At 45.9% G+C, this 11,923-nt stretch carries 9 protein-coding genes; 8 read left to right on the top strand and 1 reads right to left on the bottom strand.

Annotated elements, in window-relative coordinates; all coding sequences use genetic code 11:
• The first annotated feature begins 96 nt into the window (after positions 1 to 96).
• The 3 genes from uvrB (at position 97) to NRI27_RS07280 (ending at position 6,242) form a co-directional block, all read left to right on the top strand.
• Positions 97 to 2,082 (top strand): excinuclease ABC subunit UvrB, encoded by a 1,986-nt coding sequence (gene uvrB, locus NRI27_RS07270; protein WP_371390111.1) that lies wholly within the window; start codon positions 97 to 99, stop codon positions 2,080 to 2,082.
• 7 nt (positions 2,083 to 2,089) lie between these two features.
• Entirely contained in the window at positions 2,090 to 4,954 is a 2,865-nt protein-coding gene (uvrA, locus tag NRI27_RS07275; protein ID WP_371390112.1) for an excinuclease ABC subunit UvrA, read from the top strand.
• A gap of 127 nt (positions 4,955 to 5,081) precedes the next feature.
• Positions 5,082 to 6,242, top strand: a complete 1,161-nt coding sequence (locus NRI27_RS07280) for a DUF4097 family beta strand repeat-containing protein (RefSeq protein ID WP_371390113.1) — start codon at positions 5,082 to 5,084, stop codon at positions 6,240 to 6,242.
• Positions 6,243 to 7,273: 1,031 nt separating this feature from the next.
• On the opposite strand, the gene NRI27_RS07285 is transcribed toward NRI27_RS07280, so the two are convergent.
• Complete coding sequence (locus NRI27_RS07285; RefSeq protein WP_371390114.1) at positions 7,274 to 7,834, bottom strand: N-acetylmuramoyl-L-alanine amidase family protein; 561 nt, start codon at positions 7,832 to 7,834, stop codon at positions 7,274 to 7,276.
• 134 nt (positions 7,835 to 7,968) lie between these two features.
• Between NRI27_RS07285 and hprK the strand changes: the two genes are divergently transcribed.
• The 5 genes from hprK to NRI27_RS07310 are packed head-to-tail and all read left to right on the top strand — an operon-like array spanning position 7,969 to position 11,863.
• On the top strand, positions 7,969 to 8,919 hold the full coding sequence (gene hprK / locus NRI27_RS07290) for an HPr(Ser) kinase/phosphatase (RefSeq protein WP_371390115.1): 951 nt from the start codon (positions 7,969 to 7,971) through the stop codon (positions 8,917 to 8,919).
• 4 nt (positions 8,920 to 8,923) lie between these two features.
• Positions 8,924 to 9,730 carry a prolipoprotein diacylglyceryl transferase gene (lgt, locus tag NRI27_RS07295; RefSeq protein WP_371390118.1) on the top strand — a complete coding sequence of 269 codons (807 nt, stop codon included), beginning with the start codon at positions 8,924 to 8,926 and terminating at the stop codon, positions 9,728 to 9,730.
• 15 nt (positions 9,731 to 9,745) lie between these two features.
• Positions 9,746 to 10,690: a nucleoside recognition domain-containing protein gene (locus NRI27_RS07300; RefSeq protein WP_371390120.1), complete on the top strand. Its 945-nt coding sequence runs from the start codon at positions 9,746 to 9,748 to the stop codon at positions 10,688 to 10,690.
• Positions 10,683 to 11,333, top strand: a complete 651-nt coding sequence (gene ppaX, locus NRI27_RS07305; RefSeq protein ID WP_371390121.1) for a pyrophosphatase PpaX — start codon at positions 10,683 to 10,685, stop codon at positions 11,331 to 11,333. Before NRI27_RS07300 ends, ppaX begins: the two co-directional genes overlap by 8 nt.
• Entirely contained in the window at positions 11,330 to 11,863 is a 534-nt protein-coding gene (locus NRI27_RS07310) for an acyltransferase (RefSeq protein WP_317946879.1), read from the top strand. Before ppaX ends, NRI27_RS07310 begins: the two co-directional genes overlap by 4 nt.
• Positions 11,864 to 11,923: the final 60 nt, after the last annotated feature.

The following is an 11,923-nucleotide window of genomic DNA, read 5'->3' on the forward strand; positions in this document are numbered from 1 at the left end:
TCGAGTTTTAAAACACATGTTCCCTTATTTCTTTCGACTCGTGAAACTCTATGGTAAACTAGAGGTAATCAATAATGATCTTGGGGAGGGAATGACATGGACCAAACATTCGACTTGCATGCGCCATATGAACCGCTAGGCGATCAACCGGCCGCCATTGCTAAATTGGTTGGCGGTATTAATGAAGGGAAAAAGCATCAGACATTATTAGGGGCAACAGGAACGGGTAAAACGTTTACTGTGTCTAATGTGATAAAAGAAGTGAACAAACCAACACTTGTTATCGCGCATAACAAAACACTCGCAGGGCAATTATATAGTGAGTTCAAAGAATTTTTTCCAAATAATGCAGTAGAGTATTTTGTAAGTTTCTATGATTACTATCAACCGGAAGCGTACGTTCCGCATACCGATACGTATATCGAAAAAGACGCAACGATTAACGATGAAATTGATAAATTGCGTCACTCCGCTACCTCTTCTTTGTTCGAACGGAATGATGTGCTGATCGTTGCTTCCGTCTCATGCATTTACGGTCTAGGTTCGCCGGAAGAATACGGGAAACATGTCGTCTCTCTTCGTGCAGGCATGGAAATTGGACGGAACGAATTATTAAGACGGTTTGTCGATAATCAATATTCAAGAAATGACATTAACTTCACACGCGGAACGTTTCGTGTAAGAGGCGATGTCGTTGAAATCTTCCCCGCTTCACAAGATGAACATTGCATCCGAATCGAGTTTTTCGGGGATGAAATTGACCGAATTCGAGAAGTGGATGCATTAACAGGGGAGATTCTAGGTGAACGGGAACACGTAGCGATTTTCCCGAATTCCCACTTTGTCACCGGTGAAGAAAAGTTGACGAAGGCGATTGCCAATATTGAAATTGAATTGGAAGAGCAACTGAAAGTGTTGCGAAAAGAAGATAAGCTGCTCGAGGCACAGCGGTTGGAACAACGAACACGCTATGACTTGGAAATGATGCGCGAAATGGGCTTTTGTTCAGGGATTGAAAACTACTCTAGGCATTTAACGTTGCAACCACCTGGTGCGACACCCTTTACATTGCTCGATTATTTTCCTGATGATTTCCTCATTGTCATCGATGAAAGTCATGTCACATTGCCGCAAATTCGAGGGATGTACAATGGTGACCAAGCTCGTAAACAAGTGTTGGTCGATCACGGCTTCCGGCTTCCATCTGCATTGGATAACCGGCCACTTATGTTTCAAGAGTTCGAGCGGTACATCCACGAAGCGATCTACGTATCCGCTACACCTGGTCCTTATGAAATTGAGCATACGCCGGAAATGGTCGAGCAGATCATTCGTCCTACAGGATTGCTCGATCCGCTCATTGAAGTACGTCCGATCGAAGGGCAAATTGATGATTTAATCGATGAAATTAATGAGCGTACAAAACGGGATGAACGGGTATTGATTACTACGTTAACGAAGAAAATGTCTGAAGATTTGACGGACTACTTAAAAGATATTGGCATTAAAGTGCAATACTTGCACTCAGAAGTGAAGACGTTGGAACGGATTGAGATTATACGGGAACTGCGTTTAGGAACGTATGACGTGTTGATCGGCATTAACTTACTGCGGGAAGGGCTAGATATTCCTGAAGTATCCCTTGTCGCGATTCTTGACGCAGATAAAGAAGGGTTTTTGCGCTCGGAACGGTCTTTGATCCAGACGATTGGCCGGGCTGCCCGGAACTCAGAAGGGCAAGTCATCATGTATGCAGACCGTTATACCGATTCAATGAAAAAAGCGATTGATGAGACGGCGAGAAGACGTGAAATCCAAATGGCGTACAATGAAAAACATGGCATTACGCCGACGACGATTAAGAAGAAAGTACGGGATGTGATCCGGGCAACTCAAGTTGCGGAAGCAGGAGAACCATCCTTTATGGATAAAGTGACGAAAGGAAAGCCGTTGTCGAAGGACGACAAGGCGAAACTACTTGTCACATTGGAGAAAGAAATGAAAGAGGCAGCGAAAGCGCTAGACTTCGAACGTGCAGCACAATTACGGGATACGATACTAGAATTGAAGGCTGAAAGGTGAAAACGCGATGAAGAATTCGGAGATTATTATTCAAGGGGCCCGAGCGCATAATTTGAAAGATGTTAATGTGAAAATTCCGCGCGACCAGCTTGTCGTCATGACAGGCCTGTCGGGATCGGGGAAATCATCACTTGCTTTTGACACGATTTACGCGGAAGGGCAAAGACGGTATGTAGAATCATTGTCGGCGTATGCACGGCAATTTTTAGGGCAAATGGACAAGCCGGATGTGGATGTCATTGAAGGCTTGTCACCTGCGATTTCGATTGATCAAAAGACGACGAGCCGGAATCCTCGGTCGACAGTCGGTACGGTGACGGAAATATCCGATTACCTCCGCTTGTTGTTTGCCCGTATCGGAAAACCGATTTGTCCGGTGCATGGGACAGAAATTACATCGCAGACAATTGAACAAATGGTCGATCGGATTATGGAATTGCCAGACCGATCCCGTCTGCAAATTCTTGCACCTGTTATTTCGGGCAGAAAAGGTACGCACGTCAAACTGTTGGAAGACATTAAAAAAGAGGGCTATGTCCGCGTCCGTGTAAATGGAGAAGTGATAGACCTCGATGACAATATTGAGTTGAATAAAAACAAAAAGCATACGATCGAAGTCGTCATTGATCGAATTGTCGTAAAGGAAGGCATTGAGTCGAGGTTGAGTGATTCGCTTGAAGCCGCACTCCGATTGGCAGAAGGGACAGTTATCGTTGACGTCATCGATGTAGAGGAATTGCTGTTTAGCGAGCATCATGCTTGTCCGTTATGTGGATTTTCGATTGGAGAGCTTGAGCCGAGGATGTTTTCCTTCAACAGTCCGTTTGGTGCATGTCCTGAGTGCGATGGGCTCGGAACGAAGTTGGAAGTGGACCCGGACCTTGTCATTCCCGATCGCGCATTGACACTGGCGGACGGTGCAATCGTTCCTTGGATTCCAACGAGTTCACAATATTATCCGGAGTTATTGAAGACAGTTTGTACGCATTTCAATATTCCTATGGATGTGCCTGTGAGTGAGTTGGCGGATGAAGATTTACACATCATTTTGCATGGTTCAAAAGACGAAATGATTAAATTCCAATATACGAATGAATTTGGCAATACACGCGTGAACAACATTTATTTTGAAGGTGTCTTAGCGAATGTTGAACGCCGTTTCAAGGAGACGTCTTCGGATTATATCCGCGAGCAGATGGAGAAGTATATGGCACAACGCCCTTGTCCGACGTGTAACGGTTATCGATTAAAGGAAGAGTCGCTAGCCGTCAAAGTGAATGGTAGCCATATCGGTGAGGTGACGGCACTCTCAATTACAGATGCTGATGCGTTTTTCAAAAACCTTGTCCTTTCTGAGAAGGATATGCAGATTGCGAGACTCATTTTACGTGAAATTGAGGAGCGGCTCGGCTTCCTTATCAATGTAGGGCTTGATTATTTGACGTTATCAAGAGCAGCGGGTACGTTGTCAGGCGGTGAAGCACAGCGGATTCGGCTTGCGACGCAAATTGGATCTCGTTTGACGGGTGTTCTCTACATTTTGGATGAACCGTCGATCGGTCTTCATCAGCGGGACAATGATCGTCTCATCGGTACGTTGCAAAGTATGCGGGATATCGGCAACACGCTCATCGTTGTCGAACATGACGAAGATACGATGATGGCGGCTGATTTCTTAATTGACATTGGTCCGGGGGCTGGTGCTGCTGGTGGACAGATTGTTGCTGCAGGTCCGCCGACTGAAGTGATGAATGACCCGAACTCATTGACAGGTCAGTATTTAAGTGGCAAGAAATTCATCCCGCTTCCGCAAGAAAGACGGAAATCGGATGGAAGGGTCGTTTCCATTAAAGGGGCGTCCGAGAACAACTTGAAAAATGTGAATGTGGACTTTCCGTTAGGTCAATTCATTGCGGTGACGGGCGTTTCAGGTTCAGGGAAAAGTACGTTGGTGAATGAAGTGCTATACAAAGTGCTTGCCCAAAAGTTGAACCGTTCCAAGCAGAAACCGGGACAATTTAAATCTGTGACGGGGCTTGAAGAATTGGAGAAAGTCATTGAAATCGACCAGTCTCCAATTGGGCGGACGCCTCGATCCAACCCGGCCACGTATACCGGTGTGTTTGACGATGTTCGTGATGTGTTTGCGATGACGAACGAAGCGAAAGTACGTGGGTATAAGAAAGGTCGTTTCAGCTTCAATGTGAAGGGCGGACGTTGTGAAGCTTGTCACGGCGATGGCATTATTAAAATCGAGATGCACTTCTTGCCGGATGTTTACGTGCCGTGTGAAGTGTGCCATGGGAAACGATACAACCGTGAAACGCTTGAAGTGACGTATAAAGGCAAAAATATTGCAGATGTTCTGTCGATGACGGTTGAAGATGCACTCGTCTTCTTTGAAAACATCCCGAAAATCAGTCGCAAACTACAAACGATTGTCGATGTTGGCTTAGGGTACGTCCAACTTGGACAACCGGCAACGACGTTATCAGGTGGCGAGGCGCAACGGGTGAAACTCGCATCCGAATTGCATAGACGGTCAAACGGCAAATCGTTTTACATTTTGGATGAACCGACAACAGGTTTGCATGTCCATGACATAGAAAAGTTGCTGAAAGTGTTGCAACGACTTGTTGATTCTGGGAATACGGTTCTTGTCATTGAGCATAATCTAGATGTCATTAAAACCGTGGACCACATTATCGATCTAGGGCCAGAAGGCGGACATAAAGGTGGACAAATTATTGCCACAGGGACACCGGAACAAGTGGCACGCTCGAAAAAATCGTATACAGGCCACTATTTGAAGCCAATCTTAGAGCGCGATGAGCAACGGATGAAAGACAAAATCGAGCAAGCACAAGTATAGAAAGATGAAACCTTCTGCACACTCTTTCGTATATATAGCTATGAAACGTGAGAGTCTCGAACACTTGCTTTGACGGAAGGCTCTTGTAAAGAAAAACCTAGGCATACCAATTTAGGAGGCGGAAATGATGCAAAACGAACGCAAACGTATATTGACCATGCTAGAAAACGGGACCATTTCAATGGATGAGGCCTTGACGTTATTGGAGAAGTTAGAGAACAAGTCGACGGCAGAGAGCGGTCACGTAGATGTGCAGCAAACTGCGCATTCGGAATCGGTTCACGATGAGGATGCTGCGCACACGACAAAAAGAGGAAAAGACAAAAATCCTTCTATGGATGAATTCATTGAAGATATCCGCAAAGATTTTGTAACAGTAGGCGACCGTTTCATGCAATTCATGCAAACGACTGTCGACCGCATGAAAGGTTTCGACTTCGATTCGCCGTTTGGTGGAAGTTCCACTTTCCATCATTCAATTGTGAAGCAGGGAACGGATTTGTCTGAAATTCTCATCGATGTGGATCACGGGAGTGTCATTGTCCAACCGACGGATGCAACAGAGATCCGGGCAGAATTTACGGTCAAGGCGTTTAACAACCGATCCGAAGAAGAGGTCAAAAAGGAGTTCCTGGATAAATTAATTTTTGTACAAGATGAAGGGAAACTTCGCCTTTTGAGCGATTTGAAGTTGTACCAAGTGAACATTGATTTGTTTGTGCCGAAGAAGAAGCTCGACAAAATTTCTGCACGATTATTGAATGGAAGCTTTAATTTGAAAGATTTGTCCGTCGACCGTTTATATACAAAAACAGCAAACGGAAAAGTGGACATTGAGCGTATGGAATTTGATGAGGCGGAATTGGAAACAGCCAATGGATCGATCCGTGTGAATGAAAGTACAGGCCGCTTGCTCGAAGCGGAAACGATTAATGGACGCGTATACATTTTAGGGAAATTAAAAGATGTAGAAGCGAAGTCGTTGAACGGCCATGTCGTCGTAACAACAACCGATCAAGCCGCACAAAAGGTGGAAGCACGAACGGTGAGTGGATCTGTCGAGTTATACATTCCATCGGATGTTCCGCTTAATGGCGAAATTTCGACGAACATGGGACGCTTAGATCTGCAGTTGCATGACATTAATAAAACAACGGAGCAGGAGCAGTTTTTACAACGTGCTGTCCGTTTCAAGAAAGATGTTGAAGGGGATGCAACGCCACTTCATTTGATTGGAGAAGCGAAGTCCGGTTCTGTCATTGTGTGCTATACGGTGAAACATTCGTAATGAGTATGGGTAGCCTGAAGAGTTGTCTTGTATGACGACTCTTCAGGCTTTTTTGTTTGTAGGGAAATGCGGTGATTTGATTGGAATATGCGGAGTTTGAGTGGATTATGCCGCGTTTGGAGAAGTTATGCGGCGAATGCGTGAGTTTTGCCGCGTTCTGGAGGGATATGCCGCGTTTGACTGGAATATGCGGAGTTTGAAGAAGTTATGCTGTTGTTGCCGCGGGGAGATGTATATGTGAGACGGTAATTGTCGCGCTGAATGGGTTTTGACAATCTAAAAATGGGCTGATTATTGGTGGGGGTATTACTTAAAGTGACGTCGAGTTTTAGGGGAATGCGGCGTTTTGCTTGGATATGCGGCGAATGGAGAAGTTATGCGGCGTTTGAGCGACTTTTGCGGCGTTCTGGAGGGATATGCGGAGATAGAAGGAATTATGCCGCGTTTGGCTGGAATATGCGGAGTTTGACGGAAGTATGCCGCGTTTGACGGGAGTATGCGGAGTTTGATGAAATTAGGCTGTTGTTGAAGTTGTTGTTATCGCGGGGAGTTGTTTATTTTAACGGTTACAGTCGCGCTGAATGGGTTTTGACAATCTAAAAATGGGCTGATTATTGGTGGGGGTATTACTTAAAGTGACGTCGAGTTTTAGGGGAATGCTGCGTTTTGCTTGGATAAGCGGCGAATGGAGAAGTTATGCGGCGTTTGAGCGACTTTTGCCGCGTTCTCGAGGGATATGCGGAGTTTGACGGAAGTATGCCGCGTTTGACTTGAATATGCGGAGTTTGAAGAAGTTATGCTGTTGTTGAAGTTGATTTTATCGCGGGGAGTTGTATATGTGGGACGGTTATTGTCGCGCTGAATGGGTTTTGGCAAATAAAAAGGGTTGGTTGAGGGTGAGTTGTATGACTAAGGTGATGTGCTCGCCTGGCTTTACTTTTTTGTCGTTTCATTGTAGCGAGCCACCCTCGTCCAAGTAAGTCAAAATTACTTTATGTTAAATCCAGTTCCATGCTTATACCAATCCGCTCTTAACCTTTATCTAAACGGTACAGCCATGCTAACACGCCGAATGCGATGGCGTTGGCGCATTGTTGCTGGTATTTCGGATCTAAGAGCAATTGGGCTTCTTCTCGATTTGTCATGAAGCCGCATTCGAGTAGAACGGCGGGCATGGTGGTTTCGCGGAGTACGGCGAAATTGGCTTTTTTGATGCCGCGGTCTTTTCGGTTGCAGGCGGTGAGTAATGATGTGTGCAATAGATTTGCGAGCAATTGGGTTTGGGTACCGGCGGTTGGATAGATATACGTTTCGATTCCTTGCGCTGCATTCCATGTGTTGCCGTATGCGTTGGCGTGGATGGAGATGAAGGCTGCAACTTGTTGGCGATTAGCATAGGTGGTCCGTTCTGTAAGTGGAACGTCTCGGGTTTTATTGTGAGCAAATCGAACGGTGATGCCTTTAGCGATTAGATGTTGCTTCGTTAAATTGGCGACGGCGGCATTGAAGGTGAATTCGCGTAAAAGGCCGTCGGGTGAGCGTTTACCAGGTGTGTCTGGTCCGTGTCCTGCGTCAATTAGTAGTATCGTCATGTTATTCCCTCCTTACTTCTTATATAGAATGGAAGGGGTAAGAAGTGTACAAGTTCGAATTGAATTCATTTAAAATGGAGCAGTTCGTGGTAAAATGGTGCGTAGACAGATTGATATGAAAAGGTGGCGAGAGGATGTCGATTGTGACGGTGAAAGATGTCCAAGAACGTTTTGGACTTGAATTGCTTGGTGGCCACGCAGGGATTGACCGACGGATTGAAGTGAGTGACATTTCACGTCCGGGTCTTGAGATGGCTGGTTATTTCGATTTTTATCCAGCTTCCCGTGTACAATTGCTAGGGAAAACAGAGCTCTCCTTCTTTTATAAACTGACGGCAGCAGAACGGGTGGACCGTATGGAACGGTTATGTTCGCCTGATACACCTGCTTTCATTATTGCGCATCAGATGGAATGTCCAGAAGAATTGATGGCAGTTGCGGAGAAACGCAATATTGCTATTTTACAGACGGATAGCGCAACGACGCGATTTTCGGGAATGCTGACGAATTTCCTTGAAGGTAGGCTCGCTCCGATGACAACGGTCCATGGTGTGTTGGTCGATGTGTATGGCATCGGGGTGTTGATTACCGGGAAAAGCGGTGTGGGGAAAAGTGAGACGGCGCTGGAGCTCGTGAAGAGGGGGCATCGGCTCGTTGCGGATGATGCGGTCGAAATTCGTCAAGTTGCGAAAAATGTCCTCATTGGCAATCCGCCGAAGATTTTGCGGCATATGCTTGAAATTCGTGGCGTTGGCATTATCGACATGATGACGTTATTTGGTGCGAGTGCGGTGAAGGACGATAAACGCGTGCTCATGGTCGTCGATTTAGAAGTGTGGGATCCGGAAAAGATTTATGACCGCTTAGGCATCGATGAGGAGAAGATGAAGATTATTGATTCCGAATTGACGAAGTTGACGGTACCGGTGAGGCCGGGACGGAGCTTGTCGGTCATCATTGAGGTGGCGGCAATGGATTACCGCATGAAAAGATTGGGCATTAATGCTGCAGAGGCGTTTTCAAAGAAATTAGATGCGGCAATTCATGATGAAACGACGAAATCTGACATAGAGGGGATCGAGTGAACGAATGTTTGATTTACTAGCAATTGACCCGACTGCGTTCAAGTTAGGGCCGATTCCTATACGATGGTATGGGATATTAATTACAACAGGGATTATTTTGGCGTTTATCGTCGTGCAAAAGGAAATGGTGAAGCGGGGGATGCATCCTGACTTTTTAACAGACCTGCTCATTTGGGCTGTTCCGATCGCCATTATTAGTGCGCGGATTTACTATGTCATTTTCTCGTGGGATTCGTATAAGGACAATCCTGCTAATATTATCAAGATTTGGGAAGGTGGCATCGCGATTCACGGTGCATTAATCGGTGCATTTTTGACGACATATGTCTATACAAAGCGGAAAGGCATTTCGTTTTGGAAAGTGGCCGACATTGCAGCGCCTGGTATTTTGATTGGCCAAATTATTGGACGTTGGGGGAATTTCATTAACCAAGAAGCGCATGGTGGACCGGTTTCGCAGTCGTTCTTGGAAAATACGTGGATTCCTGATTGGATTATGCAACAAATGACGATCGAGGGCGTTACATACCATCCGACATTTTTGTATGAATCGTTATGGAATGTTGTCGGATTGATCATTATTCTTTTATTACGGAAAGTGCGTTTGAAACGCGGAGAGATGTTCTTCTTCTATTTGACGTGGTATTCGATCGGCCGCTACTTCATTGAAGGGATGCGGACGGACAGTTTGTATGGCGGCGATTTACGTGCTGCGCAAATCGTATCCATTTTGGCGATTGTGTTTGCGGTAGCGATGTTCATCTACAGAAGGTTCATTAAAAAAGTGAACGTGCATTATCAAGATAAATAAAAGAGGGTTGGGGACATGGAGACGTTGAGGAATGGGTTGAAAGCGGGGTTGAAGACGACGTGGACGTTAGGGAAGATTATATTCCCGATTACGTTGTTGCTCGTCATTTTACAGCATACACCCGTGTTGTCTTGGATTGTGAAGCTTGTTTCCCCTTTCATGGGCATTTTTGGATTGAGCGGGGAAGCGGCAATTCCGTTAGTGCTCGGGAATGCGCTCAATTTATATGCGGGGATTGCAGGGATTTTATCGCTTGAGTTGACTGTGAAAGAAGTGTTCATCTTAGCGGTGATGCTCAGCTTTGCGCATAATATTTTCATTGAAACCGGGGTGGCGTTGAAAGTTGGCGTCAAGCTGTGGGTTGTGCTTGTCGTACGGTTCGGATTGGCGGCGTTCTCAGGAATTGTTATTAATTTGTTCTGGAACGGTGGCGGGGAGATTGCAAAATACGGCATAGCACCTGAAGTTGTTGCTGCACCGGAAGGGTGGCTGGCAATCGGTTTGCTTGGTTTGCAAAAAGCGTCATTCGGTGTGCTGCAGCTTGCGATGATTGTCATTCCGTTAATGATTTTTGTGCAGTTTTTGAAAGACCGGCAGTATTTGCAGAAGTTTTCCGAGAAACTTGCTCCTTTCACGAAAGTGATCGGTGTGCAACCGAATGCTTCGATGACATTGGTAGCCGGTTTGGTCATTGGATTGGCGTATGGGGCAGGTGTGATGATTCAAGCGGTGCAAGAGGATGGCGTCAGTAAAAAGGATGCGACACTTGCATTCATTTTCCTCATTGCCTGTCACGCCGTCGTGGAGGATACGTTAATATTCATTCCACTCGGAATTCCAGTGTTACCGTTATTACTGATCCGGCTCGTGACAGCGTTTGTCTTAACGATTGCTGTGGCGGTCATTTGGAAGCGGAACGAACGAAGGAAACTGAAGGAGGTCACGGTGCTAAATGGCTAATATTACGACTTTGTTATTTGATTTTGATGGAACGTTACTCGATACGAATGAGCTGATCATACAATCGTTTGAGCAAGTGTTGAACAGCCGTTATCCAGGGCAATATACGCGGGAGGATATTTTGCCGTTCATGGGTCCAACATTGAAAGAGTCATTTGATACGGTTGACGCTGATTTGTCAGATGTATTGATTGAAGAATACCGGACATGGAACTTGGCGAACCACGACCAACTCGTAAAAGAGTTCGACGGGGTGTCCGAAACGTTGCAACGATTAAAAGAGAATGGCATGAAAATGGCGATTGTATCGACGAAGCGAAACAATATGGTCATGAGAGGATTACAACTCATGGGGCTGGAGGATTTCTTTGATACCGTCATCGGATTAGATGATGTGCAACGACCCAAGCCTGATCCCGAGCCTTTGTTGCTCGCATTGGAGCGGTTAGGGTCAAAACCCGAGGAAGCACTTATGATCGGGGATAATACCCATGATATTGGTGGGGGCAAAAATGCGGGTGTGCGGACTGCTGGTGTTGCTTGGTCGTTAAAAGGAGAAGCGTTTATCCGTTCGCTGGAACCGGATTATGTGTTGCAGCATATTAGCGATCTTCTTCCAATTACACAGGGTGAAAAAGTGTGAGAAGGACGGAACGGTACCGTACGAAAGGCGATGCGAATTCGCTTTGGCACATTTACCAAACGGTGTCTTTTTGGAAAGTCGCGAAAAACTTCTTTTTCATTCAAGTCGGCCGGTATACGCCTTTCATCCCTTTGAAGAACTTCATCTACCGAACGTTTTTGAGGATGAAAATTGGCGATAAAACGTCGTTTGCGCTTATGGTTATGCCGGATACGATGTTCCCTGAGCGCATCAAAGTAGGGGACAATACAATTATCGGCTTTAATACGACAATTCTTGCGCATGAATATTTGATTGATGAATACCGGATTGGCGATGTGGTCATCGGAGACCGGGTCATGATCGGGGCGAACTCGACAATTTTGCCAGGCGTGGAAATTGGCGATGGGGCGATTGTATCGGCCGCTTCACTCGTAAACCGCGATATTCCTGCAGGTGCATTGGCGGGAGGGAATCCCGTCCGGATCATCTATACGGCGGAACAGATGGAGGCGCGCAAACAGGCTTCCTCTCGTAACCTGCAAGACTAACAGAAATAGAGTGACGGTTCGTAAACTTATGTTATAATAAGGCAAGTTGATTGGGAGGAA

It is taken from the genome of Sporosarcina sp. OR05, from assembly GCF_041414805.1.
Lineage (GTDB): Bacteria > Bacillota > Bacilli > Bacillales_A > Planococcaceae > Sporosarcina > Sporosarcina saromensis.

Coding starts and splice junctions, on each gene's coding strand:
- lgt (WP_371390118.1), top strand. CDS start 8,924: ATGTTTGATTTACTAGCAATTGACCCGACTGCGTTCAAGTTAGGGCCG.
- uvrA (WP_371390112.1), top strand. CDS start 2,090: ATGAAGAATTCGGAGATTATTATTCAAGGGGCCCGAGCGCATAATTTG.
- uvrB (WP_371390111.1), top strand. CDS start 97: ATGGACCAAACATTCGACTTGCATGCGCCATATGAACCGCTAGGCGAT.
- NRI27_RS07280 (WP_371390113.1), top strand. CDS start 5,082: ATGCAAAACGAACGCAAACGTATATTGACCATGCTAGAAAACGGGACC.
- NRI27_RS07300 (WP_371390120.1), top strand. CDS start 9,746: ATGGAGACGTTGAGGAATGGGTTGAAAGCGGGGTTGAAGACGACGTGG.
- hprK (WP_371390115.1), top strand. CDS start 7,969: ATGTCGATTGTGACGGTGAAAGATGTCCAAGAACGTTTTGGACTTGAA.
- NRI27_RS07285 (WP_371390114.1), bottom strand. CDS start 7,834: ATGACGATACTACTAATTGACGCAGGACACGGACCAGACACACCTGGT.
- ppaX (WP_371390121.1), top strand. CDS start 10,683: ATGGCTAATATTACGACTTTGTTATTTGATTTTGATGGAACGTTACTC.